We start from the raw sequence: 25,007 nt of genomic DNA, 5'->3' as shown, positions 1-25,007 counted from the left end.
CCTTGTGTTTTGACTACATGCGAAGGCATGGTGTTCTTGCGCCGGAAACTTGGCGCGGCCCATCGGCGGACGCCGAGCAAGGGCCTAGGCCGGCCGCGCCGCCCCGCAGCGATGGTGTCGTCCCGCGCCCGCGCAGCGAGAGCGGGGGAAGCGGCAAAGCCGCTCAGGGGTCACAGTTTCGTTCTCACGGACCAGATTTCGGGGAACAGCACCACGTCCAGCATCTTGCGCAGATAGCTGACGCCGCCCGTGCCGCCCGTGCCGCGCTTGAAGCCGATGACGCGCTCCACCGTGGTCACATGGCGAAAGCGCCACAGGCGGAAGGCGTCCTCGATGTCGGCCAGCTTTTCGCCGAGCTGGTACAGGTCCCAGTGCGACTGCGGGTCGCGGTAGACCTGGGCCCAGGCGGCCTCGACCTCGGGGCTGGCCGTGTAGGGCAGGGTCCAGTCGCGCTCCAGGTGCCCGGCAGGAATGGCCAACCCCTGGCGTGCCAGCAGGCGCAGGGCCTCGTCGTACAGGGAAGGTGCGCGCCAAGCGGCATCCACCCGGGCCAGCAGGTCGGGCCGGTGGGCATGGGGCTGGAGCATGGCGGCATTCTTGTTGCCCAGCGCGAACTCGATGCAGCGGTACTGGTAGCTCTGGAAGCCGCTGGAGCTGGCGAGATACGGGCGCATGGCCGTGTACTCGGTAGGCGTCATGGTGGCCAGCACGGACCAGGCGCCGACCAACTGCTCCATGATGCGGCTCACGCGGGCCAGCATCTTGAAGGCATCTGCATGGCGGTCGGCCGCCACGGCGGCCGTGGCCGCGCCCAGCTCGTGCAGCATGAGCTTCATCCACAGCTCGCTGGTCTGGTGCTGGATGATGAACAGCAACTCGTCATGCGTGGGCGACAGCAGTTGCTGTGCGCCCAGGATGGCGTCCAGCTGCAGGTAGTCGCCATAGCTCATGGACTGGCTGAAATCCAGCTGCGCCCTTTCCTCGGCGACGATGCGCTCGGTCAGGCCGCCATGCACGGGGCAGCCGCTCATTGCGGCGACTCCAGCACCGTGGCAATGGCGTCGGCCACGTACTGCACGTTGGCGCCGGACAGGCCCGACATGCACATGCGGCCCGAGCGGATCAGGTACACGCCATGCTCGTCGCGCAGGCGGTGGACCTGGGGCTCGGTGATGCCTGTGTAGCTGAACATGCCGCGCTGGGTCAGCAGGAAGCCGAAGTCGCGCCGCCCGCCAAAGCGTTCATGCAGCGCGCCGTGCAGCTGGGCGCGCATGTCCTTGATGCGCCCGCGCATCTGCGCCAGCTCCTGCGCCCATTGGGCGCTCAGTTCGGGCGATGCCAGCACCTGCTGCACCAGGCGCGCGCCACGGGTGGGCGGCGAGGAATAGTTGCTGCGCACCGTGGCCTTGAGCTGGCCCAGCACATTGCCGGCCGTGGACGCGTCGTTGCAGACCACGCTGAGGCCGCCCACGCGTTCGCCATACAGCGAGAAGTTCTTGGAAAACGAATTGGCCACGAAGGCCTGGGCGCCTGCGTCGGCCAGGGCGCGCACGGACCAGGCGTCTTCATCGAGCCCATCGCCAAAGCCCTGGTAGGCCATGTCCACAAAGGGGATCAGGCCGCGCTCCACGATCACCGGGATCAGTTGCTGCCACTGCTCGCGCGACAGGTCCACGCCCGTGGGGTTGTGGCAGCTGGCATGCAGCAGCACCACGCTGCCCGAGGGCAGTTCGCGCAGCGTCTGCAGCATGGCGTCGAAGCGCAGGCTGCCCGTGGCCGCGTCGTAGTAGGGATAGCTGTGGGTGCGCAGTCCCGCGCCCTGAAAGATGGCCAGGTGGTTGTCCCAGGTGGGATCGCTGAGCCAGACCTCGGCGCCGGGGAAATAGTGCTGGATGAAGTCCGCGCCCAGCTTGAGCGCGCCCGAGCCGCCCAGGGTCTGCACGGTGGCGATGCGCTGACTGCGCACGGCCTCATGACCAGCGCCGAACACCAGGTCCTGCACCAGCTGGCGGTAGGGAGCAATGCCTTCGATGGGCAGGTAGCCGCTGGGGCTTTGCTCGCGGGCCAGGGCATCGCCGGCCTGGCGCACGCAGTCCAGCACGGGCAGGCGGCCGGCCTCGTCGAAATACAGGCCGATGCTCAGGCTGACCTTGTCGGCGCGTGGGTCCTGCTGGAAGGCCTCCATCAGCGACAGGATGGGATCTCCGGGGTAGGGCGGGACGTGGCTGAACATCGAGGCGCGGGCGGTATCGAGGGGGGCAAGAGTCGTCATGTGTCTAAGGCAGAGAGAGAAACGGGAGGCCGGATGTCACCGGGCGGGAACCTGGGCTTGGGTGGATGTTGGGGTCTGGGTTGGGGTCTGAGGGGAGGGCTGGCCGGCCGGCCGGCGATACCAGATGGCGTAGACGGCGGCCAGCAGCAGCAAAAAGGGCAGGCCCGTGAGCACGGTCAGGCGGAACACGTCGGTGAACAGCGTGGACACCAGGGCGGCCAGCATCAGCGCCGCGCCCAGCAGCGTCAGCACCGGAAAGCCCCACATGCGAAAGGCCAGCGGCTTGTTGCCCTGGCGCACCCAGTGGATGCGGAAGAACAGGTGGGTCACGAAAATCATGAACCACGTGAACATGGCGCCGAACATGGCCACGGCCATCATCAGCATGAAGGACTGCTCGGGATTGATGATGTTGAACAGGGTGGCCACGGCAATGCCCAGGCACGACAGCAGCAGCGCCGGCAGCGGCACGCCGCGCGAGTTCACGCGGCCCAGCACGGCGGGCGCATGGCCGGCGCGCGAGAGGCTGAACATCATGCGGGTGGTGATGTACAGCTGGCTGTTCATGGCCGACAGGGCGGCCACCAGCACCACGAAATTGACCACGCTGGCCGCGCCGGGCAGGCCGATGATCTCCATCACCTTGACGAAGGGGCTGCCCTCCTTGCCGGCGGCCGACCACGGCACGATGGCCAGCATCAGCGCGATCGTGGCCAGGTAGAACACCACCAGGCGCACCATGGTGGAGCGGAAGGCGCTGGTGACGGCGCGCTGTGGGTCCTTGGCCTCGCCGGCGGCCACCGCGATCATCTCGATGCTCAGGTAGCTGAAGATGGCGATGATCACGCCCACCCAGGTCCCCCACAGGCCGTTGGGGAAGAAGCCGCCGTTGTTGACGTAGTTGGCAAAGCCCACGCCGTCCGGACGGGCGCCGAACACCACCCAGGCGCCGACCACGATGAAGGCCGCGATGGCGATGATCTTGATCATGGAGAAGCTGTACTCCACGGCGCCGAAGGCCTTGACGCTCATCATGTTCACGCCGATGAGCGCGCCCGAGAAGATCACCACCCAGGCCCAGCGCGGCACCTCGGGGAACCAGTAGCCCATGTACAGGCCCACGGCCGTCACCTCGGTGCCCACGGCCAGCACCACGCAGGCCCAGTAGGCATAGCGGACCATGAAGCCGGCCATCGGGCTGATGTAGTGCTCGGCATAGGCGCCAAACGAGCCCGAGGTCGGGTGGGCCACCGTCATCTCGGCCAGGCAGCCCATGAGCAGCAGCGAGATCACTGCGCCGATGGCATAGCTGATCAGCACGCTGGGCCCGGCAAAGCCGATGGCAAAGCCGCTGCCCAGGAACAGGCCGGTGCCGACGGCACCGCCGATGGCGATCATGGTCATCTGTCCGGCGGACAGCTGCTGTTTGAGTCCGGCTTCGCGCTGGACGATGTCTTCGAAGGCTGGCATGGGTTGTTGTCTCCGTTGCTGTGGGGGGCTTCGGAGGCGGATGCTATGGACGGCCTTCGCGGGGCGTTTAGTAGTTATCCCTAAATCGACTTGATCTTGGATAAGTTATTCTGTGAAACATGAATTCATAGGTGGTTTATGCCAATCGACATCGACAGAACGGACCGGCTGCTGATCCGCGCCCTGCAGGACAACGCGCGGCTGACCTCGGGTGAGCTGGCGCAGCGTGTGCATTTGTCGCAGTCACCGTCATGGCGGCGCATCAAGCGGCTGGAGGACGAGGGCGTGATCACCGGCTACCACGCCGCGCTGAGCCGGCGCGCCATAGGTTTTGGCGTGCTGGCCTTCGTGATGGTGGGTATAGACCACCAGAACGAGGAGTCCTCGCGCCATTTCCAGGAAGCGGTCTGCGCCATTCCCGAGGTCGTGATGTTCCATGGCATCTCGGGGCCGGAGGACTTCCTGCTGGTCGTCGTGGCGCGCGATCTCGACGCCTATTCCGATCTGCTGCTCAGCCGCCTGCACCGGCTGCCCGGCGTGCGCCAGGTGCACACGCATTTCTCGCTGCAGGAGTTCAAGGGGCAGTTGGCGGGGCTGCCGGTGGAATGACGGCTGGTGGCGCCTGGCAGGCTGCTAGAGCAGGCCGCTGTCCAGCGCCTGCATGCCATGGCGCACGCGCACGCGGTTGCAGGCATCGCTGCCGGCGGCGAACTCGCGGCAGGGCGAGGGGCGCCATTCATAGATGCCGCAATGGGCCTTCTCGCCCACCTTGCCGACCAGGGCCGCGCAGCGGGGACGCGCCCAGTCGGTTCCGCGCATGCGGCAGGTGTGGTCGGTGACTTCCTCGGCCAGCCCGGCTGGCACGCGGCCGCCCTGCGCCTGCGACTCGTGCACGGAAAAGTCCACGCGAAACGATGCGCAGCAGGCGCCGCAGCTCAGGCAGGGATGGGTCATGGCGTGGGGAGGGGAGTGCGCAAAGGCCGTGTCGGCGTCGGCCGCCATTGTGCCGCGCGCCGCCCGCCTGGGCCTGCCAGGGGGCAAAGCCGGGAACGCAAAACCCTGTCCCGCACTCCGATACCATGCGCGGTCCCGCCGCCCGGGTTCGATCAAAATCAAAATGAGAATAAAAATCAATTGATACAACACGCCATGCATTCGATGAACCCCGCGACGGACGCTGCGGCTCCGTCCACGCTGTCCGCGCCTCCCATGTCCTCCTCCGCTGCCGTTGCCGCCGTTGCTGCCACCACGGCCATCACCCTTGATGCCCTGCCCCGCCAGGTATCGGCGCGCGTGGTCGAGCTCCATGCCGCACGCGATGCCAGCGAGCAGGAACTGCTGCTGCGGCTCATGGAGATCGGCTTTCTGCCCGGCGAGCCCGTGCGCATCCTGGCCGCGGGCTTTCCGGGCGACGACCCGCTGGCCGTGCGCGTGGGCCAGACCACGTTCGCTTTGCGCCGCCATGAGGCGGCCCTGGTGCGCGTGGCGCCGGAGGCGGTGGCATGAGCGCGTCGTCCTCTCCCAAACTCATTCAGCCGCTGCAGCCTGCCCAGGGCGGCGGCGGCAGCGGTGATTCCGCACTGCGCCTGGCCCTGCTGGGCAATCCCAACTGCGGCAAGACGGCGCTGTTCAACCTGCTGACCGGCGCACGCCAGAAGGTGGCCAACTACGCGGGCGTGACCGTGGAGCGCAAGGAAGGCTGGCTGAGCACGGCCAGCGGCCGGCGCGTGCGCGTGCTGGACCTGCCGGGCACCTACAGCCTGCATGCGCACAGCGAGGATGAGCGCATCACGCGCGACATCGTCTCGGGTCGCCATGCGCGCGAGGCGCCGCCCGAACTGCTGGTCTGCGTCACCGACGCCACCCATCTGCGCCTGAACCTGCGCCTGGTGCTGGAGGCCCAGCGCCTGGGCCTGCCCATGCTGCTGGTGCTCAACATGAGCGACATGGCCAGGCGCCAGGGCATCGATATCGACCGCGAGGCGCTGTCACGCGCCCTGGGCATGCCCGTGCTGTCCACGGTGGGCGTGCGCCAGGACGGCGCGCGCGAACTGCTGCAATGGCTGGACGGCCCCGAAGCCCGCGCCCTGGCGGCGCCGCAGCTGCAGGCCTCGGCCCGCCCGGGCGATGCGCGCGAGCAGGTGCTGGCCCTGCACCAGCAGGTGGCCCGCATCATGGCCGACTGCGTCAAGGAGCCCGTGGTGGACACCCGGCGCGACGACCGCATCGACGCCGTGGTGCTGCACCCGCTGTGGGGCATGCTGCTGCTGGCGGCCACGCTGTTCCTGATGTTCCAGGCCGTGTTCAGCTGGGCACAGCCGCTGATGGATGGCATCGAGGGCGGCGTTTCGGCCGTCTCGGCCCTGGTCAACGAGCACATGCCCGAAGGCGCGCTGCGCAGCCTGCTGGCCGATGGCGTGATCGCCGGCACGGGCGCCGTGCTGGTCTTCCTGCCGCAGATCCTGATCCTGTTCCTGTTCATCCTTGCACTCGAGGATTCGGGCTACCTGCCGCGTGCCGCCTTTTTGCTGGACCGCATCATGGGCAAGGTCGGCCTGTCGGGCCGCTCCTTCATTCCGCTGCTGTCCAGCTTCGCCTGCGCCGTGCCCGGCATCATGGCCACGCGCTCCATCACCAGCTGGCGCGACCGCCTGGTGACCATCATGATCGCGCCGCTGATGACCTGCTCGGCGCGCCTGCCGGTCTATGCGCTGCTGATCAGCGCCTTCATTCCCGAGCGCACGGTGGGCGGCATCTTCAATTTGCAGGGCCTGGTGCTGTTCGCGCTGTACGTGGCCGGCATCGCCAGCGCCATGGCCGTGGCCGGCGTGGCCAAGCTGGTGGGCCGCAGCGCCGGCCCCACGCCGCTGCTGATGGAGCTGCCCTCCTACCGCTGGCCCAGCCCGCGCAGCCTGGCCCTGGGCCTGTACGAGCGCGCCATGATCTTCCTGCGCCGCGTCGGCGGCATCATCCTGACCGTGAGCATCGTGCTGTGGTTTCTGGCCAGCTACCCGGCGCCGCCCGATGGCGTCACCGAAGCGGCCATCCGCTACAGCTTTGCAGGCCGCATCGGCGGCTGGCTGGAGGTGGTGCTGGCGCCGATCGGCTTCAACTGGCAGATCGCCATCGCCCTGGTGCCCGGCATGGCCGCGCGCGAAGTGGCCGTCAGTGCCATGGGCACGGTCTATGCACTGTCCGCTGCCAGCGACGAGGCCATGGCCGAGCAGCTGGGGCCGCTGATCGCCCATACCTGGTCCCTGGCCACGGCGCTGTCGCTGCTGGCCTGGTTCGTGTTCGCGCCCCAGTGCATTTCCACGCTGGCGGCCGTGCGGCGCGAGACCAATGGCTGGCGCTATCCGCTGCTGATGACGGGCTACCTGTTCGCGCTGGCCTACCTGGCCAGCTTCATCACCTACCGCGTGGCCCTCGCGCTGGGCGCGGGCTGAGGAGGGCATTGAGCATGTGGCAAAACATCATCGTGGGCGTGATCGTGGTGGTGGCGGCCGTGTCCCTGGTCTGGCGCTACCTGCCGGCGCGTTGGCGGCTGAAGGCCGGTCAGCTGCATCCGTCGCTGGCGCCCAAGGACGGGGGCGGCTGCGGCGGCTGCAGCGCCTGCGGCGGAGACAGCTGCGCACCGGACAGGCGCCAGCCATAGCGCCAGATCGGTCGCCAGGCCGGTCGCCGGGCCGCCGGCCGGTTGCACGCTCAGGCAGCGGCCAGCCAGATGCGGGCGCCGTCATCCAGCGCAGGCAGGCCATGCGCCAGGCGCGCAGCGTTGCAGCGGTCCGTGCCCATCTCGAATTCCCGGCAGGTCGATGAGCGCTGCTCGTAGATGCTGCATGCCACCTGTTCGCCGCAGCGGCCCGTGAGGGCCGTGCAGCGCACGGGGCGGCGCTCGGTGCCGTTCATGCGCCAGCGGTTGCCGTGGACCTCATGGGCCAGTTCATCGGGAACGGTGCCGCCCATGGAGCGCAGCTCGTAGACGGAAAATTCGACACGGAAGTGTTCGCAGCAGACGCCGCAGTTCAGGCAGGGATGCAGGGCTTCGGACATGGAAGTTCTTCTTCGGGAGACAGCAGGGCACGCACAGGCTTGCCGCGCCCGGTGCCCGGGGCGGCGCATAAGGCTGGGAAGAGGAGGTGCGGCCCTAGGTATGGCCCTGGAGGAACTTCAGATAGAAGGTGTGGATGCGCACGAACAGCGCACGCACCCGGGCCGCGAAATGCCGGCGCGGCCCGAAGAAGGAGGGCACGCGCGTATGGCGTGCAATGTGCGGATGGCGCAATGCGCAGCCGCCCAACGGAAACACCGCCTGGGGGCGCTTGGCCTGCAGGCGGTGTCTGGAGTGTTCGTGGCTCAGGTGCATGGGTGTGGGGGAATGCGCCTGGGCCAAAGGAGTGGGCGTGATCAGCCCGGCTGGCGGCCCAGCAGCAGGTACTCCATCAGTGCCTTTTGCACGTGCATCCGGTTCTCTGCCTCATCCCAGACCACGGACTGCGGCCCGTCGATGACCTCGGCCTGCACTTCCTCGCCACGGTGGGCGGGCAGGCAGTGCATGAACAGGGCGTCGGCACGCGCGGCGGCCATCATCTCGGCATCCACGCACCAGTCGGCGAAGGCCTTCTTGCGGGCCTCGTTCTCGGCCTCGTAGCCCATGCTGGTCCACACGTCGGTGGTCACCAGGTCGGCGCCCTTGCAGGCATCCAGCGGGTCCTTGAAGACCTTGTAGCAGCCCTCGCGCGGCGCCTTGCCGCCAAAGGCCAGCTTCTCGTCCACTTCGTAGCCGCCCGGCGTGCTGACGTGGACGGTGAAGCCCAGCAGGTCGGCCGCCTGCAGCCATGTGTTGGCCATGTTGTTGCCGTCGCCGACCCAGGCGACGGTCTTGCCCTGGATCGAGCCGCGGTGCTCGATGAAGGTGAAGATGTCGGCCAGGATCTGGCAGGGGTGGAACTCGTTGGTCAGGCCGTTGATGACGGGTACGCGCGAGTACTCGGCAAAGCGCACGATCTTGTCCTGGCCGTAGGTGCGGATCATCACCAGGTCGGTCATGCGGCTGATGACGCGCGCGCTGTCCTCGATGGGCTCGGCGCGGCCCAGTTGGCTGTCGCCCGTGGTCAGGTGGACCACCGAGCCGCCGAGCTGGTACATGCCGGCCTCGAAGCTCACGCGGGTGCGCGTGCTGGCCTTCTCGAAGATCATGGCCAGCGTGCGGTCGCTGAGCGTGTGGTGCTTTTCGTAGTTCTTGAACTTCTTCTTGATCAGGGCCGCGCGCTCGAGCACATAGGCGTACTCGTCGGCCGTGAAGTCGGAAAACTGCAGATAGTGCTTGATGGCAGTCATAGGCAGGTCCTCATTCGGACAGGAATTGCACGATCAGGGGCTTGAGCTTGGCGACCACTTCGTCGGCCTCGGCCTCGGTCATGATCAGCGGCGGCACCAGGCGCACCACGGTGTCGGCGGTCACGCTGAACAGCAGGCCGGCTTCGGCGCCACGGCCCAGCAGGGCGCCGCAGGGCTTGTTCAGCTCGATGCCGATGATCAGGCCCTGGCCGCGCACATCGACCACGCCCTTGACGTCGGCCAGCTCCTTTTGCAGCGTGGACTTCAGGCGGTCTCCCACCTTGGTGGCATGGGCCAGCAGGCCGTCTTCTTCCATGATGCGGATGGTTTCGATGCCCGCACGCATGGCCAGCGGATTGCCGCCGAAGGTGGAGCCGTGGTTGCCCGGCTGCAGCACGGTGGCCGCCTTGCCATGGGCGACGACGGCGCCGATGGGCACGCCCGAGCCCAGGCCCTTGGCCAGGGTCATCACGTCGGGGACGATGCCGGCCCACTGGTGGGCGAACCACTTGCCCGTGCGGCCCATGCCTGCCTGGACTTCGTCGAACATCATCAGCCAGCCGTTGGCATCGCACAGGGCGCGCACCTGCTGCATGTACTCGATGCGCATGGGGTGCAGGCCGCCTTCGCCCTGGATGGGCTCCATCATCACGGCCACCACGTCGGGGTTGTCGGCCGTGGCCTGTTGCAGCGCTTCGAAGTCATTGACCGGCACGCGCAGGAAGCCGTCGAGCAGCGGGCCGAAGCCGTCGCGCACCTTGGGGTTGCCCGTGGCCGTCATGGTGGCGATGGAGCGGCCGTGGAAGGCATGCTCGTAGACCACGATCACCGGCTTGGCGATGCCCTTGTCCACGCCGTACTTGCGCGCGATCTTGATGGCGGCCTCGTTGGCCTCCAGGCCCGTGCTGCAGAAGAAGACATTGGTCATCTTCGCGCGCTCGGTCAGCAGCTTGGCCAGCGTTTCCTGGCCGGGCACATGGTAGTAGTTGGAGGTGTGGATGAGCTTGGCCACCTGGTCCTGCAGCGCAGGCACCAGCTTGGGGTGGTTGTGGCCCAGCGTATTCACGGCAATGCCGCCCAGCGCATCGAGGTACTGCTTGCCGTTGACGTCCCACACGCGGCAGCCCTGGCCTCGCTCCAGAGCGATCGGTACGCGGCCATAGGTGTTCATCACGTGGGGCGAGGCAGCCTCGATGAAAGCGGTCATTGCAAAAATCTCCTGAGCTGGAAAGTAAACGGCATCCGGGCGTTGCCGCCGCAGATGCCTGAAAAACAGCGAAGCCCGATTCTAGGGGCCGCGCAATGGCCTACCGTTGCGGTTTGCGCATCACAGCCATGCAATGAACCTACGCCACACTTGGTTAGTGCGCTGCACAACGGTCCAGCTCTTATATAAGAGATAAAATGCCTGCTTGGCCTGCCGGCAGCGATCCTGTCTGCGGGCTCTGACTTTTTTGAAGGACTTGCGCAAACAGGAAGTGGCAAGGTGCTGGGCCCCTTGGCAAGCCGCCTGTTTTGCTCCTTGTTGCACAAGTCGTATTTTGGTGCGCATCCTGATGGTCTCTCCCTCCAGCAAAGAACTGTTCATCCAGGGCATCACCCACGAAGGCAAGACTTTCCGGCCCAGCGACTGGGCCGAGCGGCTGGCAGGCGTCATGAGCCAGTTCCGCCCCGGTGGTGCCCAGCGCGGCAGCCACCTGAGCTACTCGCCCTGGTGTGTTCCCACAACGCTCAACGGCGTCAAGTGCGTGGTCGTGCATCGCGACCTGCGCGACTACGAGCCCATGGCCTGGGATTTCTGCCTGAATTTCGCCAAGGACAACAACCTGCAGGTTGCCGAAGCCTGCCTGATACCGGACGAGCCGGCCCGCTGAGGCCGGCTTCTTTTTTTGCGGGGCCGGTTCCCGCCCGATGTGAAGCGCGCCTGGGGTGCGTTTTTTTTCGGCTGCGCTTTGCTGGTGGAGACGGGCTTTTCCTTCGGTGCGATGCGGACGGCGGCGCCTTTGTCCAGGCACAAAAAAACCGCCCGAAGGCGGTTTTCTCGTTCGCTGACAGCGCACCCGTTACAAACGGCAGATGGCCGGGGCCATCCGTGCGGTTGCCTAAGTGGATTAGGCGGCGGGGGCTGCCAGGGCCTTGACCTTGGCGGACAGGCGGCTCTTGTCGCGAGCGGCCTTGTTCTTGTGGAAGATGCCCTTGTCGGCGATCGTGTCCAGAACGGATTGGGCTGCGGCAAACAGTTCGGTTGCCTTGGCCTTGTCGCCAGTCAGAACGGCCTTCTCGACCTTCTTGACGGCGGTGCGGTACTTGGAACGCAGCGAAGTGTTGGCTGCGTTGAGCTTGACGTCCTGGCGGGCGCGCTTGCGGCCGGATGCCAGGCGGGGGTTCTTCTTTACGGGCTTGGATGCCATGATATGTATTCCTAGTGTCTGAGGATGTTGTCGGCGAAGCGCGGGATTATAGCATGCAGTCCCTTCAGGGCCTGTGGGCCCCAGGCCGCGCAATCGGGCCTGTTGCAACGGAGTGCAAGAGCCGTCCGGCCCGCCCTGGCACGCAACTGCGGTGGCCGTGCCAGCGCATACACTCCCCACGGTGTCACTGTTCAAAGCCGCCTCCACCGTTTCCCTGCTGACGCTGGCCTCCCGTATCACCGGGCTGGTGCGCGATCTGCTCATGGCCTCCATGTTCGGAGCCAATGCGCTGACCGATGCGTTCAATGTCGCGTTCAGGATTCCCAATCTCTTCCGGCGCCTGTTCGCCGAAGGCGCCTTCAGCCAGGCCTTTGTGCCGGTGCTGGCCGCCAGCAAGGCCAAGGAGGGGGAGGAGGCCACGCGCAGGCTGATCTCCCATGTGGCCACGCTGCTGTTCTGGGTGCTGCTCGTGACCTGCGTGCTGGGCGTGGTCGGCGCGCCACTGCTGGTCTGGCTGCTGGCCAGCGGCCTGCGCCAGTCGCCCGAAGGCTATGACGCAGCCGTGCTGATGACGCGCTGGATGTTCCCCTACATCGGCTTCATGTCGCTGGTGGCGCTGTCGTCCGGCGTGCTCAATACCTGGCGGCGCTTTGCCGTCTCGGCCGCCACGCCCGTGCTGCTGAACCTGGCCATGATTGCCGCCGCCTTCTGGGGTGCACCCTGGCTGCAGGCGCGCGGCATAGAGCCCATCTATGCCATGGCCGGCGGTGTGATGCTGGGCGGCGTGCTGCAGCTGGCGGTACAGCTGCCGGCGCTGGCAGGCCTGGGCCTGCTGCCGCGCATCGGGTTTTCTCCAGCCGCCTTGCGCCAGGCTTGGCAAGAGGCCGGCGTGCGCCGCATCCTCAGGCTGATGGCGCCGGCGCTGCTGGGCGTGGGCGTGGCCCAGGTCTCGCTGATGATCAACACCCAGATCGCCTCCTATCTGCAGCCGGGCAGCGTGACCTGGCTGTTCTATGCCGACCGGCTCATGGAGTTTCCGACGGCGCTGCTGGGCGTGGCGCTGGGCGTGGTGCTCACGCCCCAGCTGGCCGCGGCCAAGGCGGCCGACGACTCGGAGCGCTACTCGGCCATGCTGGACTGGGGGCTGCGCCTGGTGGTGCTGTTTTCCGTGCCCTGCGCGGTGGGGCTGCTCACTTTCGCCGAGCCGCTCGTGGCCACGCTGTTCCACCGTGGCGCGCTGCAGGACAGCGATGTGGGCCAGATCGCGCTGGCGCTGGTGGGCTACGGCGCCGGCCTGGTGGGCCTGGTGGCCATCAAGGTGCTGGCGCCCGGCTACTACGCAAGCCAGGACATCCGCACGCCCGTCAAGATCGCCATCGTGGTGCTGATCATCACCCAGCTGCTCAACCTGGTGCTGGTGCCCTTCATGGCGCATACGGGTCTGGCGCTGTCCATCGGCCTGGCGGCCCTGGTCAATGCGGGCTGGCTGCTGTGGGGGCTGCTGCGCCGGGGCGTCTACCGTCCCAAGCCCGGCTGGGGGCGGCTGGCCTTGCAGGTGATTGCGGCCAGCAGTCTGCTGGCCGTGCTGCTGACCTGGGGAAGCCAGCATTTCGACTGGATTGCGCTGCGTGCCAACGGATGGCAGCGCGTGGGCCTGCTTGCCGGCCTGATGGCGGCCTCGGCCCTGCTGTACTTTGGCGCGCTGTGGGCAGCCGGGCTCAAGCTGCGGGCACTGCTGCGGCGCTAGCCCGAACCCGCATAATTGCAGGCCTGGGCGCTGCAAATTCACAAGGCATCATGAGCTGGAGCTACGACGACACGCCAACGGCCCTGCAATACTTTGCAGCGCTGGTGCAAAGCGATGAACACCTGCCGCTGATGGAGGCGGCAATCAGCATCGCCCAGGATGCCGTGCCCGATCTCGACCTGCAGGCGGCCAGCGCCGAACTGGACCGGCTGCAGGTGCGCCTGGTCCAGCGCCTGGCTGGCGAAACCGATCCGCTGCAGTGCCTGCGCGGACTCAACCAGTTCTTCTACGGCGAGCTGGGCTTTGGCGGCAATCTCAACGACTACTACGACCCCGCCAACAGCTACATCCATCATGTGCTGCAGACGCGGCGCGGCATTCCCATCAGTGTGGCGCTGATCTGGCTGGAGCTGGCTGCGGCCATCGATCTGCCGGCGCAGGGCGTGAGCTTTCCCGGCCATTTCCTGGTCAAGATGCGCCTGCCCCAGGGGCAGGTGGTGATGGACCCGTTGAGTGGCGAGTCCTTTTCGGCCAACAGCCTGGCCGAGCGGCTGGAGCCCTTCTGGCAGAGCGCGGGCCTGTCGGCCGAAGAGGCCGCTCCGCTGGGCATGTACCTGCAGGGCGCCTCGCCGCGCGACGTTCTGGAGCGCATGCTGCGCAACCTGCAGGAAATCCACCATGCCCGGCGCGACTGGCCGCTGCTGGTGGCCGTGCTCAACCGGCTGGCCGTGCTGCGGCCCGACATGCCCGAGATCCTGCGGGACCGGGGGCTGGCCTATGCGCAATGGGGGGTGACCGAGCGTGCGCTTGAAGACCTGGAGCGCTTCCTGCAGTCCCAGCAGGGCGCGCAGGCCGTGGCCGTGCGCGAGGTGATCCGGCGGCTGAGAGGGCTGTAGCCGCCCGCGCGTGGGCTGATCAGACCAGCCGGACGGCTTCCAGCTCTTTCTTGAGATAGGCGTAGAACAGCGGAGCCGCCACCAGGCCTGCAGGGCCGAACACCGATTCGGCCACGAACATCACCGCCAGCAGCTCCCATACGCCCATGTGCGTGCGCTGGCCCACGACCTTGGCGTTGATCACGTACTCGGCCTTGTGGATCAGGATCAGAAAGCCCAGGCAGGCGGCGGCGGCCACAGGGGACACCGACAGGCCCACGATGGTGATCACCGCATTGCACAGCAGGTTGCCCACGATGGGCACCAGGCCTGCAATGAAGGTCAGCGTGATCAGGGCTGGCGTGTAGGGCAGGGTCAGGTTCCAGTGCGGCAGCACGCCCAGAAGGAAGATGGCCGTGAGAAAGGTATTGAAGGCCGCAATCCAGAACTGGGCCGCCACGATCTGGCGGAAGGCCAGTCCCATGAGCCGGATGCGCTCGCGCAGCGCTGCCACCAGGGGCGGGCGGCGCGTGACCATGGGACGCACGGCGGCCAGGGCGCCGATGATCAGGCCCACGTAGGCATAGAGCAGGCCGGTGAGCCAGGCGCGGCCCGCATGGGCCAGGGCGCCGGCCTTGGCGGCCAGGTAGCTGGCCAGCAGGTGCTGGATTTCCTGTGCGCCGTCCGGCAGCTGGTCGGCCATGTCGGCCGGCAGCTTGTCACGCAGCTCCAGCACCGTGTGCGCCAGATAGTCGAGCAGCTCGCGGTACTGCTGCGGCGCGTCGGTGATGTAGGTGCGCGTGTGCGACAGCGCGCCGCTGAGCAGGGCCAGCGGCGCAAGAATGACGATGGTGGCTGCCACCAGTTGCGTCCAGCGCGGCAGCGAGCCGCGCCGGGACTTGGGCTGGGCGCGTGACAGCAGCCCGGCAAGCGCGCGCGTGACCAGAAAGCCCACGCAGACGCACAGCATGCCCGGCAGCAGCCCCTGCCACATGATCAGCAGCAGGGCGCCGGCCATCAGCACATAGCTGGACAGCGTCACGCCGCGCGTGGGCGCGGGCTGCGGGGAGATGATGGGCGAGGGCAGGTGCTGGGTCATGCGCTGCGGGCCCGTGGTCAGCGGACCTCGACAGGCTCGCCCTCGCCGCGTGCGGCGATGCGTCCGATGGTGTGGACCGTCTCGCCCAGCTTCGCGAGCGTGGCGGCCGTGGCTTCGGCAGCCTCGGCGGGCACGACAACGACCATGCCGATGCCGTTGTTGAAGGTGCGGTTCATTTCCACGGCATCGATGCCGGCCGTCTTCTGCAGCCAGGCGAACAGCTCGGTCTGGGGCCAGCTGCCGGCATCCAGGTGGGCGGCCAGGCCTTCGGGCAGCACGCGGGGGATGTTCTCCAGCAGGCCGCCGCCCGTGATGTGGGCCAGCGCCTTGATGGGGTGCTGCTCCAGCGCCGCCAGCACGTTCTTCACGTACAGGCGCGTGGGTTCCATGATGGCCTGCTTGAACGGCTTGCCGTCCAGCGTGTCGGGCAGGCTGCCCTGGCTTTCGGCGCGCTCGATGCACTTGCGCACCAGGGAGAAACCGTTGGAGTGCACGCCGGCCGAGGCCAGTCCCAGCACCACGTCGCCAGCAGCCACGCTCTGGCCCGTGAGGATCTTGGACTTTTCGACGGCGCCGACGGCAAAGCCGGCCAGATCGTATTCGCCGGCCGGGTACATGCCGGGCATTTCGGCGGTTTCACCGCCGATCAGTGCGCAGCCCGACAGCTCGCAGCCGCGCGCAATGCCGCCTACCACGGCAGCGGCCGTGTCCACGTCCAGCTTGCCGCAGGCGAAGTAGTCGAGGAAGAACAGGGGCTCGGCGCCCTGGACCAGCACGTCGTTGACGCTCATGGCCACCAGGTCGATGCCGACGGTGTCGTGCATGTTCCACTCGAAGGCCAGCTTGAGCTTGGTGCCCACGCCGTCGGTGCCCGAGACCAGCACGGGCTCCTTGTAGCGCTTGGGCACCTCGAACAGGGCGCCGAAGCCTCCGATGCCGGCCATCACGCCTTCGCGCATGGTCTTCTTGGCCAGCGGCTTGATGCGCTCGACCAGCGCGTCGCCAGCGACGATGTCGACGCCGGCGTCTTTGTAGGAGATCGGGGTAGAGGAGGGGGCAGAAGAGCTCATGGATGGGTACGGTGCGGTAGGCCCGAGGCCGGGCTGGAACCCCGGGATTCTACGGCGCCGGCCGCCGGCAGGCGCGCGCGCCAGTGGGCTTCGAGGGGGCTTTCGTTGCACAAGCGGGCCGGCTGCCGCCGTGCCGTGCGCCGCGCAGACTAAAATCCCTGTTGCGCCCGGGAACGCCCCGGCGTCGCCCGCCTTGCCGCAGCGCTGCGGCAGGGCGGGCCTGTCTTTGCTATCAACCCAATGCCGTTGCCGATTCCTTTGCCTGCTTTTGCCGCATGGACCCGCCTGGACACAGGAAAGGGGGCGCTGCGCGTATGTCGCAGATGAAGCAGCTGGCTCTGGATATCAGCATGGCGTCGAGCCCGACGCTGTCGCGCTTTTTCGTCGGCCCCAATGCCGCGGTGATCGATCATTTGCGCCATTGGGTGGGCGATGGCCGCATGCAGACGGCCCGCACGCCAGTGCCCACTTATCTTTGGGGCGAATCGGGCTCGGGCAAGACCCATCTGCTCAAGGCCGTGCGCGAGGCCCTGCGCGAGCAGGGTGCCATGGTGGGCTGGATGGATGCCTCCACCCTGTTCCCGCCGCCCTTCGACGAGCGCTGGGCGGCGGTGCTGATGGACGATGTGGACATCTACACTCCGCTGCAGCAGGCGCGGGCCTTCAACTGGTTTGTGAATGCGACGAGCCCGGCCACGGGCTCGCCGCGCTGGGTGCTGGGGGCCGGCCCGCTGCCGCCGGCAGACCTCAAGCTGCGCGAGGATCTGCGCACGCGGCTGGGCTGGGGCCATGTGTTCCAGCTGCAGCTGCTCGACGAAACCGCGCGCCGCGCGGTGCTGCGCCAGGAGGCCGATGCCCGTGGCGTTTTTCTGGGCGACGATGTGATGGACTACATGCTCAAGCGCTTCTCGCGTGACCTGGGCAGCCTGATGCAGCTGCTCGACATGCTCGACGGCTTTGCGCTGCGCAACAAGCGCGCCATCACCATTCCGTTGCTCAAGACGATGCTGGAAACCGAATGAGCCCGCATTTTCTTGTGGGCAGGGACTGCGGGAGCCGGCGGAGCCTGCGTTGCAAGGGCAGCGCGGGACCCATTTTTTTAGGATATGCATGACCTCTGATCAGAAGCAACTCCGGCCCCGGCTGGCGTTGTTCGACCTGGACCACACGCTGCTGCCGCTCGATTCGGACTATGAGTGGGGCGAGTTCACGACGCGCATCGGCTGGACCGATCCGGTCGAGTTCGGCCGCCGCAATGCCGAGTTCTTCGCGCACTACCAGGCGGGCACGCTCGACGTGCACGACTATGTGCGCTTTGCCACCGAGGCCTTCTGCGCCCGTGGCGCGCAGCAGGCCGCCGAGGCGCACGAGCGCTTCATGCGCGAGGTGATCACCCCCGCCATCCGTCCCCAGGCACTGGAGCTGCTGCGCACGCACCAGCAGGCGGGCGACCAGATCATCATCGTCACGGCCACCAACGAGTTCGTGACGCGCCCCATCGCCGCCGCCCTCGGCGTGCAGGAATTGATCGCGGTGGAACTGGAGCGCGACGCGCAGGGCTGGTTCACGGGCGAGATCCGTGGCACGCCCAGCATGCGCGGCGGCAAGGTGCAGCGCATGCAGCAGTGGCTGGATGCGCGCGGCCTGCAGTGGAGCGGCGTGGAGACCTTCTTCTACAGCGACTCCTGGAACGACGTTCCCCTGCTCGAGCGCGTGGACCACCCCGTGGCCACCAACCCCGACACTCGGCTGCGCGCCCTGGCCCAGGAACGTGGCTGGCGCATTCTGGACCTGTTTGGCGAAGCACCATGATCAAGAACATCATCGACAAGCTGCTGGGCAAGGCCTCGGCCGCCCCACGGGCGCGCAAGTCGCCCTTCGGCAAGCGCCAGGAGGTGCCCGTGCAGGTGCACGGCATCGATCCCAACCTGGTGGACCGGCGTGCCCTCGACGTGGTCGAGACGCTGCAGGACGCGGGCTACGAGGCCTACATCGTCGGCGGCGCCGTGCGCGACCTGCTGCTGGGCCTGCGCCCCAAGGACTTCGACGTGGCCACCAATGCCACGCCCGAGCAGGTCAAGGGCCTGTTCCGCCGCGCCTTCATCATCGGCAAGCGCTTTCGCATCGTGCACGTGGTCTATGGTCGCGGGCGCGAGAACGAGGTCATCGAAGTCTCCACCTTCCGCGCCTTCCTGGACAACAGCGCGGCCGAGGCCGTGAGCGGCAACGAGCGCACCAGCAAGGCCCAGCTCGCCGGCATGCACCATGCGGTGGACGCCAGCGGCCGCGTGCTGCGCGACAACGTCTGGGGTCCGCAGGACCAGGATGCCACGCGCCGCGACTTCACGATCAACGCCATGTACTACGACCCGCGCACGCAGATCGTGGTCGACTATCACAAGGGCATTGACGACGCCAAGAAGCGCATGCTGCGCATGATTGGCGACCCGGCCACGCGCTACCGTGAAGATCCGGTGCGCATCATCCGCGCCGTGCGCTTCGCCGCCAAGCTGGCGGGCAAGGGCTTCAAGCTCGAGCCCAAGACGGCCAAGCCCCTGGTGGAGTGCGAGCCGCTGCTGGCCGATGTGCCGCAAAGCCGCCTGTTCGATGAAATGCTCAAGCTGCTGCAGACCGGCCATGCGCTGGCTTCGGTGGAGCAATTGCGCGGCCTGGGCCTGGCGCGCGGCATCTACTCGCTGCTGGATGTGGTGGTCGAGCGTGCCGAGCAGCCCTTCGTGCAGGCCGCTCTGACCGATACCGATCGCCGTGTCGAGGAAGGCAAGCCCGTGGCGCCCAGCTTCCTGCTGGCCTGCGTGCTGTGGCATGACGTGAAGACCGGCTGGGAGCGCCGCCTGAACCAGCGCCAGCACCCGTTCCCCGCGCTGCAGGAATCCATCGACGAAGTGTTCGACCAGCGCATCGGCGATGTCTCGGGCCGCGGCAAGCTGGCCGCCGACATGCGCGAGATCTGGGTCATGCAGCCGCGCTTCGACAAGCGCACGGGCGCCACGCCGTTCAGCCTGGTGGCCCAGCCGCGCTTTCGCGCGGGCTTCGATTTCATGCGGCTGCGCGCCGACATCGGCGAGGTCGAGGAAAGCCTGGCCAGCTGGTGGCAGGAGTTCCAGAATGCCGACGACGCGCGCCGCGACGACCTGATCGCCCAGGCGCGCGACGAGCAGCGCGCCCGCCAGCGCAGCGCCGAACCCAAGGTGCACCGCGTGCCCAAGGTCCGCCAGCCGCGCGATGGCGTGAACCTGGCGGAAGGCGTGCAGCCTGAGGATCCCGCGCCGGCACAGGCTGGCGGCGAGGAGGCTGCAGCGCCCAAGAAGCGGCGGCGCCGCCGCCGCAAGCCCCAGGGCGGGGGCGATGGCGGCATGGGCGGCGATGAATGAGCCAGGCCACTGGGTCGCCATCGGCCTGGGAGCCAACCTCGGTGACTGCGGCCAGGCCCTGGGCCAGGCCTTGAAGGCCATCGGCGGCCTGACGGGCACGCGCCTGCTGGCCGTCTCCTCGCTCTACAGCACGGCGCCCATCGATTCCAGCGGTCCCGACTATCTGAACGCCGTGGCCGCCGTGCGCACCACGCTGCAGCCGCTGGCGCTGCTCGATGCGCTGCAGGCCATCGAACTGGCGGCCGGGCGCGAGCGCCCCTACCGCAATGCGCCGCGCACGCTGGACCTGGACATCGAGCTGTGGGGCGACGAGCGCATCGCGCTGCCGCGCCTGAGCGTGCCGCACCCGCGCATGCACGAGCGCGCCTTCGTGCTCGTGCCGCTGGCCGAGATCGCGCCTGAGCGCGTCACGCCCGCGCAGCTGCAGGCCGTGGCGGGGCAGGGCATCTGCCTGGCGCACAAGCCTGGCTGGCATCTCCGGCAAGCCTGAATCCCGACAGGGGCCTGAATGAAAAAGCCGCAGCGCCCTGAGGGCGGCTGCGGCTTTTTGCCAGGCGGGACGCGGTGGATCGGCTCAGTCCACCTTCGCTCCGGAGGCCTTGACGATGGCCTGGTACTTGGCGCGCTCGGCCGCCATGAACCTGTCGAACTCGGCGGGCGTGGAGGACACGGGCTCGGCCATCAGGGTCTCGAAGCGGGTCTTGGTCTCGGGCGCGGCCAGTGCGTCGGCAAAGGCCCGGCTCAGCTTGTCCAGCACGGGCTTGGGCGTGCCGGCCGGGGCCACCAGGCCCCACCAGGTGTCGATGGAAAAGCCGGGGAAGGTCTTGGACAGTGCGGGCACGCCGGGCAGCAGCGTGGTGGGGTTCAGCGAGGTCACGGCCAGCGCCTTGAGCTTGCCCGAGCGGATGTTGGGTGCAGCGGCGGCCAGGTTGTCGATGTTGAAGTCCACCTCGCCCGACAGCAGGGCCAGCTGGGCCGGGTTGGCGCCGCGGTAGGGCACGTGAAGGGCGAAGATGCCGGCCTTTTGCTTGAGCATTTCGCCGGCCAGGTGGCCTGCGCTGCCGTTGCCGCCGCTGCCGTAGTTGAGCTTGCCGGGGTGGGACTTGGCGTAGGCGATCAGGTCGGCCACGCTGTGGATCTTGAGCTGCTCGGCACGGGCCGCATTCATCACCAGCACGTTCGGCACGCGCACCATCTGGGTGATGCCCGCGAAGTCCTTGCCCGCGTCGTAGGGCATCTTGGTGTACAGCCAGGGATTGACGGCATGGGTGGCCGTGGCGGCCAGGCCGATGGTCATGCCGTCCGGCGTGGCGCGGGCAATGGCGTCGGCGCCGATGTTGCCGCCGGCGCCGGCCTTGTTGTCGATGATCACCACTCCCAGGGAGTCACGCACCCGCTCGGCCAGCGCGCGCGCGGTGATGTCCAGCGGACCGCCGGGCGCATAGGGCACGATCAGGCGGATGGGCTCTTGCGCCAGGGCAAGCGGGGAGGCCAGGGCAGCAGCGGCCGCCATGACCGAGAGAAGGCTGTTTCTACGGTTCATAGGGGCGCTATTGTGCAAAAAAATTGCGACACTTGGCTGCGCGCAGGTATGGGAAGCAGTTTTTCTGCGTATTGCTTGATCCGTGCCACTTTCTGCGCACTCAGGAAGCCTTGTCGGCCTCGGAGGTGAACGCGTCCGCGTAGAACTCTTCCGCCGGCAGGCCGCGTTGCTCCACATAGGCATGGCGTGCCGAATCGACCACGATGGGCGCACCGCAGGCATAGACCTGATGGCCGGACAAGTTGGCAAAGTCGTCCAGCACGGCCTGGTGCACGAAGCCCGTGCGGCCGGTCCAGCCGTCTTCCGGCAGCGCGTCGGAGACCACGGGCACATAGCACAGCTGGGGCATGGCCTCGGCCTGCTCGCGCACCCAGGCGTCGAGGTAGAGGTCCTCGGGCCGGCGTCCTCCCCAGTACAGGGTGACGGAGCGGGTGATGCCCTTGTGGCGGATGTGCTCCAGCAGCGCCTTGATGGGGGCGAAGCCCGTTCCCGAAGCCAGGAAGATAAGGGGCTTGTCGCTGTCCTCGCGCAGGAAGAAGCTGCCGAACGGGCCCTCCACGCGCAGGATTTCCTTTTCCTTCATGGCGCCGAACACGTGGTCGGTGAACTTGCCGCCCGGCATGTGGCGGATGTGCAGCTCCAGCCCCGGTGCCGTGTCCTGCACATGGGGGGCCGTGGCCATGGAGTAGGCGCGGCGGGCGCCGTCGCGCAGGATGAATTCCACGTACTGGCCTGCGTGGTAGCGGAACTTGTCTGCAGCGGGCAGCTGCAGGCGCACCTGCATCACGTCGTGCGACTTCTTCTCCAGCGTGGCCACGCGCACGGGCATCTTCTTGATCGGGAAGGCGCTGGCATCGGTCACCTGGCGCGACTCCAGCACCACCGAGGTGCTGGGCGTGGCGCAGCAGGTCAGCACATAGCCGTCGGCCTCTTCCTGGGCGGTCAACGCTTTTTCCGAGTGGGCGCCATGGGTGACCTCGCCGAGCAGCTTCTTGCACTTGCAGGAGCCGCAGGCACCGTCCTTGCAGCCATAGGGCAGGCCCACGCCGCAGCGGATGGCGGCGGCCAGGATGGTCTCGCTGCCCTGCGTGGCGAAGGCGCGGCCGCTGGGCTGTACGGTGATTTCGTGGGAAGCGTTGGCTATCTCGGTCATGTTCTCGGTATCCTCGGGGGCGCTGGCGGCGCGTGGAGCGCGCCGGCGATCTTCTTTCCCGGACGGACATGCCGCTGCCGCGACCGGCGGCGCGCGGGTGGCCGCCCTCGCAACAGGCCAGGATTTTGCCCTCAAACCAAAACCCATTGGGCGCGCTGCCGGCGCGCTTTCGACGCGAACGCGTGCTCATCGTCGGCTGCGGCGACGTGGGGCTGCGCGTGGCTGGTGCATTGGCGGGCGCGCCCGTCGCCCGTTCGGGTGCCGCACGACGGGGCCCGCGCGTGCTGGCCCTGACGCGTGGCGCCGAGCGCCTGCAGGATCTGCGCGGGCGCGGCATCACGCCGCTGCTGGGCGATCTGGACGCGCCTGCCACGCTGCGCCGTCTGGCCGGCCTGGCCACGCGCGTCGTCCACCTGGCGCCGCCGCCCAATCCGCCTGCCGGCGAAGATGGCTGGTGGCTGGACCCGCGCACCACGGCTTTGCTGCGCGTGCTGCGCCTTCGCGGCCGGCCGGCCAGCCTGGTCTATGGCTCGACCTCCGGCGTCTATGGCAACTGCGAGGGCGCCTGGATCGACGAAAGCCGCCCGCCCGCACCGGCCACGGCGCGTGCCCAGCGCCGCGTGAACGCCGAGCGAGCCGTGCGCTTTGCCGGGCGCGGCGGGCTGCGCGCCAGCATTCTGCGCATCCCGGGCATCTATGCGCCGGACCGGGAAAACGGTACGCCGCGCGGGCGCCTGCTGCGCGGCACGCCCCTGCTGTGTGCCGCAGAGGATGTCTACACCAACCACATCCATGCCGACGACCTGGCCCGCGCCTGCGTGCGGGCGCTGTGGCTCGGCCGGCCGCAGCGCATCTACCACGCCAGCGACGATACGCAGCTGCGCATGGGCGACTACTTCGACCTTGCGGCCGATCTCTATGGACTGCCGCGCCCCGCACGCATCACGCGCGAGCAGGCGCAGCGCGAGCTGCCGGCCAGCCTGCTGAGCTTCATGGGGGAGTCACGCCGCCTGCGCAACCAGCGCCTGAAGGAGGAGCTGGGCCTGAGATTGCGCTACCCGACCGTGGAGCAGGGGCTGCGCGCCTGAATCAGCGCGGGTGGATGCCGCCGTTGGTGTCGTAGCAGCGGAACACGTTGCAGTGCGAGATGGGGGCCGAAGGCGGCAGCGGCTGCGGCGGCACGGGGCGTCCGACGATCCACGGCCGGTTGATGGCATTGGGCTGCAATGCGCGCGATTGCTGCAGCTGTTCATAGGCCTTGGGGCCCAGGCAGGCCATCTCCATCTGCTGCTGGGCGGCCTGGCTGCGCGGGCCCCAGGTGGCGGGATCGGGATTGGCCTCGGCCAGGATGGTGTCCAGGCGGCGGCGCGCCTGCTGGCAGGCCGGGGAGTCGCCGCCGTCGCGCTGGGCCGAGTTCTCGCGCTCGCGCCGGCTGCGTGCCTCGCGCTCCTGCTGCTGGGCACGCGTGCGGCGCTCGGCCTCTTCGCGGGCCAGTTGCTGGTTCTTGCGCTCTATGGCGGCGGCGGACTGCGCGCGCTCGCGCTCCAGCTCTTCGGGGCTGGGGGCTTCCTGCACCTGCACGCGGTTTTCGCCGTCCTTGCAACTGCTGTTGGTGTAGGTGACGCGGCCGGTCTTGGCGTCCGTGCAGCGGATGACCTGGGCCGAGGCCGGGCCTGCGGTGAGCGCCAGCACCAGCGGTACAAACATCGGTACAAGCGCCGCCAGCGCCCAGCGCGCGGCCGCCGATGAACGGCGGCCGGTGTGGCCAAGGTCTTGGGTGCGGTGCATGGCGGTTTCCTTTCCCATCACAAGCGGCACAAGGATGTGGTGTATTGCCGATTATGGTGCGGCGCCCAGGGGCTGGAAATGCCGCCGGTCAGCCGTTCAGCGCCAGTGGCGCGGATCCTGGGTGGGGTAGGGGTTGCCGCCGCCCTGGCTTTCACGCTGCATGCGCTCGATGGCGCGTTGCTGCTGCTCGCGGTCACGCTGCTGCTGCTCCCGGTCCCGTTGCTGGCGTTCGCGCTCGCGCTGCTGCTGGCCCTGGTCGCGTTCGCGCTCCCGCTGCTGGCGCTCGGCTTCGCGGCGCTGCTGCTCCTGCATGCGCTCGCGCAACTGGCGGTCGCGGTCCTGGGCCTGGCGGTCACGGTCCCGGTCGCGCTCGCGCATTTCACGCTCGCGTTGTTGGCGGTCACGCCAGGCATCGCGGTTGCGTTCCTGCTGGATGCGCTCGCGCTCGTACTGCAGGCGCTCACGTTCGCGCTGCAGGCGCTGGCGCTCGTACCAGCCGTTGTCCGGATAGGCGGGCTGCGTGGGATACGAGGGGTAGACGACGCCGCCCGACGGATAGCTGGGATAGGACGGGTAGCTGGGATAGCTGGGGTAGCCGGAGCCCATGTCCGAATAGCCATCGGGCGGCACGGCGCAGGCGGTGACCAGGGCAGCAAGGCCAAGGCCGGCCAGCAGGCGCAGGGGGCGCAGGCCAGGCTGCGGGCGCTGCTGCGTGGGGGAGGCGTTGGTTCGGGTCATGGTGTGGTGTCCGGGCAAAGGCGTGTTTCCTGTCTGGATCTCTTCATATGACGTTTGACAGGCCTCAATGGTTGACCTGGATCGTCCTGGCGAGGCAACGACGGCGACA

Annotated in this window: 27 protein-coding genes; 12 read left to right on the top strand and 15 right to left on the bottom strand. The window is 68.0% G+C overall.

What is annotated here, in order from left to right; all coding sequences use genetic code 11:
- Positions 1 to 170 precede the first annotated feature (170 nt).
- The 3 genes from kynA to ACF8LI_RS20750 all read right to left on the bottom strand — a co-directional run bounded on the left by kynA (position 171) and on the right by ACF8LI_RS20750 (position 3,742).
- Positions 171 to 1,031 (bottom strand): tryptophan 2,3-dioxygenase, encoded by an 861-nt coding sequence (gene kynA, locus ACF8LI_RS20760; protein WP_012204093.1) that lies wholly within the window; start codon positions 1,029 to 1,031, stop codon positions 171 to 173.
- On the bottom strand, positions 1,028 to 2,233 hold the full coding sequence (locus ACF8LI_RS20755; RefSeq protein WP_312840179.1) for an amino acid aminotransferase: 1,206 nt from the start codon (positions 2,231 to 2,233) through the stop codon (positions 1,028 to 1,030). Before ACF8LI_RS20755 ends, kynA begins: the two co-directional genes overlap by 4 nt.
- Positions 2,234 to 2,308: 75 nt before the next feature.
- Entirely contained in the window at positions 2,309 to 3,742 is a 1,434-nt protein-coding gene (locus ACF8LI_RS20750; protein ID WP_034365342.1) for an amino acid permease, read from the bottom strand.
- 138 nt (positions 3,743 to 3,880) lie between these two features.
- Here ACF8LI_RS20750 and ACF8LI_RS20745 point away from each other — a divergent pair, with 138 nt between their 5' ends.
- Positions 3,881 to 4,351, top strand: a complete 471-nt coding sequence (locus tag ACF8LI_RS20745; protein WP_016448991.1) for an Lrp/AsnC family transcriptional regulator — start codon at positions 3,881 to 3,883, stop codon at positions 4,349 to 4,351.
- A 24-nt stretch (positions 4,352 to 4,375) separates the two neighbouring features.
- On the opposite strand, the gene ACF8LI_RS20740 is transcribed toward ACF8LI_RS20745, so the two are convergent.
- Positions 4,376 to 4,696 (bottom strand): YkgJ family cysteine cluster protein, encoded by a 321-nt coding sequence (locus ACF8LI_RS20740; RefSeq protein WP_026062772.1) that lies wholly within the window; start codon positions 4,694 to 4,696, stop codon positions 4,376 to 4,378.
- 195 nt (positions 4,697 to 4,891) lie between these two features.
- Between ACF8LI_RS20740 and ACF8LI_RS20735 the strand changes: the two genes are divergently transcribed.
- The 3 genes from ACF8LI_RS20735 to ACF8LI_RS20725 are packed head-to-tail and all read left to right on the top strand — an operon-like array spanning position 4,892 to position 7,397.
- Complete coding sequence (locus ACF8LI_RS20735) at positions 4,892 to 5,248, top strand: FeoA family protein (protein ID WP_016448989.1); 357 nt, start codon at positions 4,892 to 4,894, stop codon at positions 5,246 to 5,248.
- Positions 5,245 to 7,188 carry a ferrous iron transporter B gene (locus ACF8LI_RS20730; protein WP_074921604.1) on the top strand — a complete coding sequence of 648 codons (1,944 nt, stop codon included), beginning with the start codon at positions 5,245 to 5,247 and terminating at the stop codon, positions 7,186 to 7,188. Before ACF8LI_RS20735 ends, ACF8LI_RS20730 begins: the two co-directional genes overlap by 4 nt.
- A 14-nt stretch (positions 7,189 to 7,202) precedes the next feature.
- Positions 7,203 to 7,397: a hypothetical protein gene (locus ACF8LI_RS20725; protein ID WP_016448987.1), complete on the top strand. Its 195-nt coding sequence runs from the start codon at positions 7,203 to 7,205 to the stop codon at positions 7,395 to 7,397.
- Positions 7,398 to 7,447: 50 nt separating this feature from the next.
- Here ACF8LI_RS20725 and ACF8LI_RS20720 read toward each other — a convergent pair whose 3' ends face one another.
- The 4 genes from ACF8LI_RS20720 to ACF8LI_RS20705 all read right to left on the bottom strand — a co-directional run bounded on the left by ACF8LI_RS20720 (position 7,448) and on the right by ACF8LI_RS20705 (position 10,289).
- Positions 7,448 to 7,795 carry a YkgJ family cysteine cluster protein gene (locus ACF8LI_RS20720; RefSeq protein ID WP_016448986.1) on the bottom strand — a complete coding sequence of 116 codons (348 nt, stop codon included), beginning with the start codon at positions 7,793 to 7,795 and terminating at the stop codon, positions 7,448 to 7,450.
- 94 nt (positions 7,796 to 7,889) lie between these two features.
- The gene (locus ACF8LI_RS20715; protein ID WP_016448985.1) at positions 7,890 to 8,108 is read right to left on the bottom strand and encodes a hypothetical protein; all 219 of its coding nucleotides are present in this window, start codon (positions 8,106 to 8,108) and stop codon (positions 7,890 to 7,892) included.
- 41 nt (positions 8,109 to 8,149) lie between these two features.
- Positions 8,150 to 9,082 (bottom strand): ornithine carbamoyltransferase, encoded by a 933-nt coding sequence (gene argF / locus ACF8LI_RS20710; RefSeq protein WP_016448984.1) that lies wholly within the window; start codon positions 9,080 to 9,082, stop codon positions 8,150 to 8,152.
- 10 nt (positions 9,083 to 9,092) lie between these two features.
- Positions 9,093 to 10,289, bottom strand: coding sequence for an aspartate aminotransferase family protein (locus ACF8LI_RS20705; protein WP_312840152.1), 1,197 nt, complete (start codon positions 10,287 to 10,289; stop codon positions 9,093 to 9,095).
- A gap of 349 nt (positions 10,290 to 10,638) precedes the next feature.
- Here ACF8LI_RS20705 and ACF8LI_RS20700 point away from each other — a divergent pair, with 349 nt between their 5' ends.
- On the top strand, positions 10,639 to 10,956 hold the full coding sequence (locus ACF8LI_RS20700; RefSeq protein ID WP_012204103.1) for a DUF3579 domain-containing protein: 318 nt from the start codon (positions 10,639 to 10,641) through the stop codon (positions 10,954 to 10,956).
- Positions 10,957 to 11,193: 237 nt separating this feature from the next.
- Here the strand turns inward: ACF8LI_RS20700 and rpsT are convergent, their stop codons facing one another.
- Positions 11,194 to 11,493: a 30S ribosomal protein S20 gene (gene rpsT / locus ACF8LI_RS20695; protein WP_016448982.1), complete on the bottom strand. Its 300-nt coding sequence runs from the start codon at positions 11,491 to 11,493 to the stop codon at positions 11,194 to 11,196.
- 181 nt (positions 11,494 to 11,674) lie between these two features.
- Here rpsT and murJ point away from each other — a divergent pair, with 181 nt between their 5' ends.
- The gene (gene murJ / locus ACF8LI_RS20690; protein ID WP_016452589.1) at positions 11,675 to 13,240 is read left to right on the top strand and encodes a murein biosynthesis integral membrane protein MurJ; all 1,566 of its coding nucleotides are present in this window, start codon (positions 11,675 to 11,677) and stop codon (positions 13,238 to 13,240) included.
- Positions 13,241 to 13,290: 50 nt separating this feature from the next.
- A complete protein-coding gene (locus tag ACF8LI_RS20685; RefSeq protein WP_016448980.1) occupies positions 13,291 to 14,136 on the top strand; it encodes a SirB1 family protein in 846 nt (281 codons plus the stop codon).
- 19 nt (positions 14,137 to 14,155) lie between these two features.
- Here the strand turns inward: ACF8LI_RS20685 and ACF8LI_RS20680 are convergent, their stop codons facing one another.
- Positions 14,156 to 15,214, bottom strand: a complete 1,059-nt coding sequence (locus ACF8LI_RS20680) for an AI-2E family transporter (protein ID WP_016448979.1) — start codon at positions 15,212 to 15,214, stop codon at positions 14,156 to 14,158.
- A 17-nt stretch (positions 15,215 to 15,231) separates the two neighbouring features.
- Positions 15,232 to 16,284 carry a phosphoribosylformylglycinamidine cyclo-ligase gene (purM, locus tag ACF8LI_RS20675; protein ID WP_074921603.1) on the bottom strand — a complete coding sequence of 351 codons (1,053 nt, stop codon included), beginning with the start codon at positions 16,282 to 16,284 and terminating at the stop codon, positions 15,232 to 15,234.
- A 323-nt stretch (positions 16,285 to 16,607) separates the two neighbouring features.
- Between purM and hda the strand changes: the two genes are divergently transcribed.
- From hda to folK, 4 genes are all read left to right on the top strand, one after another.
- Positions 16,608 to 17,306: a DnaA regulatory inactivator Hda gene (gene hda, locus ACF8LI_RS20670; RefSeq protein ID WP_026062235.1), complete on the top strand. Its 699-nt coding sequence runs from the start codon at positions 16,608 to 16,610 to the stop codon at positions 17,304 to 17,306.
- Positions 17,307 to 17,394: 88 nt separating this feature from the next.
- Positions 17,395 to 18,096, top strand: a complete 702-nt coding sequence (locus ACF8LI_RS20665) for an HAD family phosphatase (RefSeq protein ID WP_016448977.1) — start codon at positions 17,395 to 17,397, stop codon at positions 18,094 to 18,096.
- Positions 18,093 to 19,676: a polynucleotide adenylyltransferase PcnB gene (gene pcnB / locus ACF8LI_RS20660; RefSeq protein ID WP_133072797.1), complete on the top strand. Its 1,584-nt coding sequence runs from the start codon at positions 18,093 to 18,095 to the stop codon at positions 19,674 to 19,676. Before ACF8LI_RS20665 ends, pcnB begins: the two co-directional genes overlap by 4 nt.
- Entirely contained in the window at positions 19,651 to 20,166 is a 516-nt protein-coding gene (gene folK / locus ACF8LI_RS20655; protein WP_034365366.1) for a 2-amino-4-hydroxy-6-hydroxymethyldihydropteridine diphosphokinase, read from the top strand. The genes pcnB and folK overlap by 26 nt, the downstream gene beginning before the upstream one ends.
- Positions 20,167 to 20,250: 84 nt before the next feature.
- On the opposite strand, the gene ACF8LI_RS20650 is transcribed toward folK, so the two are convergent.
- Together ACF8LI_RS20650 and ACF8LI_RS20645 are read right to left on the bottom strand one after the other, a co-directional pair.
- A complete protein-coding gene (locus ACF8LI_RS20650; RefSeq protein ID WP_043790482.1) occupies positions 20,251 to 21,219 on the bottom strand; it encodes a tripartite tricarboxylate transporter substrate binding protein in 969 nt (322 codons plus the stop codon).
- A 100-nt stretch (positions 21,220 to 21,319) separates the two neighbouring features.
- Positions 21,320 to 22,372, bottom strand: coding sequence for a CDP-6-deoxy-delta-3,4-glucoseen reductase (locus tag ACF8LI_RS20645; protein ID WP_016448973.1), 1,053 nt, complete (start codon positions 22,370 to 22,372; stop codon positions 21,320 to 21,322).
- A 68-nt stretch (positions 22,373 to 22,440) separates the two neighbouring features.
- Between ACF8LI_RS20645 and ACF8LI_RS20640 the strand changes: the two genes are divergently transcribed.
- Positions 22,441 to 23,460, top strand: a complete 1,020-nt coding sequence (locus ACF8LI_RS20640; protein ID WP_016448972.1) for an SDR family oxidoreductase — start codon at positions 22,441 to 22,443, stop codon at positions 23,458 to 23,460.
- 1 nt (position 23,461) lies between these two features.
- Here the strand turns inward: ACF8LI_RS20640 and ACF8LI_RS20635 are convergent, their stop codons facing one another.
- Both ACF8LI_RS20635 and ACF8LI_RS20630 read right to left on the bottom strand, forming a co-directional pair.
- Complete coding sequence (locus ACF8LI_RS20635; protein ID WP_223275177.1) at positions 23,462 to 24,160, bottom strand: DUF4124 domain-containing protein; 699 nt, start codon at positions 24,158 to 24,160, stop codon at positions 23,462 to 23,464.
- Positions 24,161 to 24,256: 96 nt separating this feature from the next.
- Entirely contained in the window at positions 24,257 to 24,898 is a 642-nt protein-coding gene (locus ACF8LI_RS20630) for a hypothetical protein (RefSeq protein ID WP_016448970.1), read from the bottom strand.
- Positions 24,899 to 25,007: the final 109 nt, after the last annotated feature.

Origin of the sequence: Delftia sp. WSY_12 (genome assembly GCF_043104645.1) — a bacterium.
Classification (GTDB): Bacteria; Pseudomonadota; Gammaproteobacteria; order Burkholderiales; family Burkholderiaceae_C; genus Comamonas; species Comamonas tsuruhatensis.
The sequence above is the reverse complement of the archived record's forward strand: the minus strand, read 5'-3'. Positions and strand labels throughout refer to the sequence as shown.

Excerpts from the sequence above, each read along its gene's own strand:
- kynA (WP_012204093.1), bottom strand. The coding sequence starts at position 1,031 with ATGAGCGGCTGCCCCGTGCATGGCGGCCTGACCGAGCGCATCGTCGCC.
- ACF8LI_RS20755 (WP_312840179.1), bottom strand. The coding sequence starts at position 2,233 with ATGTTCAGCCACGTCCCGCCCTACCCCGGAGATCCCATCCTGTCGCTG.
- ACF8LI_RS20750 (WP_034365342.1), bottom strand. The coding sequence starts at position 3,742 with ATGCCAGCCTTCGAAGACATCGTCCAGCGCGAAGCCGGACTCAAACAG.
- ACF8LI_RS20745 (WP_016448991.1), top strand. The coding sequence starts at position 3,881 with ATGCCAATCGACATCGACAGAACGGACCGGCTGCTGATCCGCGCCCTG.
- ACF8LI_RS20740 (WP_026062772.1), bottom strand. The coding sequence starts at position 4,696 with ATGACCCATCCCTGCCTGAGCTGCGGCGCCTGCTGCGCATCGTTTCGC.
- ACF8LI_RS20735 (WP_016448989.1), top strand. The coding sequence starts at position 4,892 with ATGCATTCGATGAACCCCGCGACGGACGCTGCGGCTCCGTCCACGCTG.
- ACF8LI_RS20730 (WP_074921604.1), top strand. The coding sequence starts at position 5,245 with ATGAGCGCGTCGTCCTCTCCCAAACTCATTCAGCCGCTGCAGCCTGCC.
- ACF8LI_RS20725 (WP_016448987.1), top strand. The coding sequence starts at position 7,203 with ATGTGGCAAAACATCATCGTGGGCGTGATCGTGGTGGTGGCGGCCGTG.
- ACF8LI_RS20720 (WP_016448986.1), bottom strand. The coding sequence starts at position 7,795 with ATGTCCGAAGCCCTGCATCCCTGCCTGAACTGCGGCGTCTGCTGCGAA.
- ACF8LI_RS20715 (WP_016448985.1), bottom strand. The coding sequence starts at position 8,108 with ATGCACCTGAGCCACGAACACTCCAGACACCGCCTGCAGGCCAAGCGC.
- argF (WP_016448984.1), bottom strand. The coding sequence starts at position 9,082 with ATGACTGCCATCAAGCACTATCTGCAGTTTTCCGACTTCACGGCCGAC.
- ACF8LI_RS20705 (WP_312840152.1), bottom strand. The coding sequence starts at position 10,289 with ATGACCGCTTTCATCGAGGCTGCCTCGCCCCACGTGATGAACACCTAT.
- ACF8LI_RS20700 (WP_012204103.1), top strand. The coding sequence starts at position 10,639 with ATGGTCTCTCCCTCCAGCAAAGAACTGTTCATCCAGGGCATCACCCAC.
- rpsT (WP_016448982.1), bottom strand. The coding sequence starts at position 11,493 with ATGGCATCCAAGCCCGTAAAGAAGAACCCCCGCCTGGCATCCGGCCGC.
- ACF8LI_RS20685 (WP_016448980.1), top strand. The coding sequence starts at position 13,291 with ATGAGCTGGAGCTACGACGACACGCCAACGGCCCTGCAATACTTTGCA.
- ACF8LI_RS20680 (WP_016448979.1), bottom strand. The coding sequence starts at position 15,214 with ATGACCCAGCACCTGCCCTCGCCCATCATCTCCCCGCAGCCCGCGCCC.
- purM (WP_074921603.1), bottom strand. The coding sequence starts at position 16,284 with ATGAGCTCTTCTGCCCCCTCCTCTACCCCGATCTCCTACAAAGACGCC.
- hda (WP_026062235.1), top strand. The coding sequence starts at position 16,608 with ATGAAGCAGCTGGCTCTGGATATCAGCATGGCGTCGAGCCCGACGCTG.
- ACF8LI_RS20665 (WP_016448977.1), top strand. The coding sequence starts at position 17,395 with ATGACCTCTGATCAGAAGCAACTCCGGCCCCGGCTGGCGTTGTTCGAC.
- pcnB (WP_133072797.1), top strand. The coding sequence starts at position 18,093 with ATGATCAAGAACATCATCGACAAGCTGCTGGGCAAGGCCTCGGCCGCC.
- folK (WP_034365366.1), top strand. The coding sequence starts at position 19,651 with ATGGCGGCATGGGCGGCGATGAATGAGCCAGGCCACTGGGTCGCCATC.
- ACF8LI_RS20650 (WP_043790482.1), bottom strand. The coding sequence starts at position 21,219 with ATGAACCGTAGAAACAGCCTTCTCTCGGTCATGGCGGCCGCTGCTGCC.
- ACF8LI_RS20645 (WP_016448973.1), bottom strand. The coding sequence starts at position 22,372 with ATGACCGAGATAGCCAACGCTTCCCACGAAATCACCGTACAGCCCAGC.
- ACF8LI_RS20640 (WP_016448972.1), top strand. The coding sequence starts at position 22,441 with ATGCCGCTGCCGCGACCGGCGGCGCGCGGGTGGCCGCCCTCGCAACAG.
- ACF8LI_RS20635 (WP_223275177.1), bottom strand. The coding sequence starts at position 24,160 with ATGCACCGCACCCAAGACCTTGGCCACACCGGCCGCCGTTCATCGGCG.
- ACF8LI_RS20630 (WP_016448970.1), bottom strand. The coding sequence starts at position 24,898 with ATGACCCGAACCAACGCCTCCCCCACGCAGCAGCGCCCGCAGCCTGGC.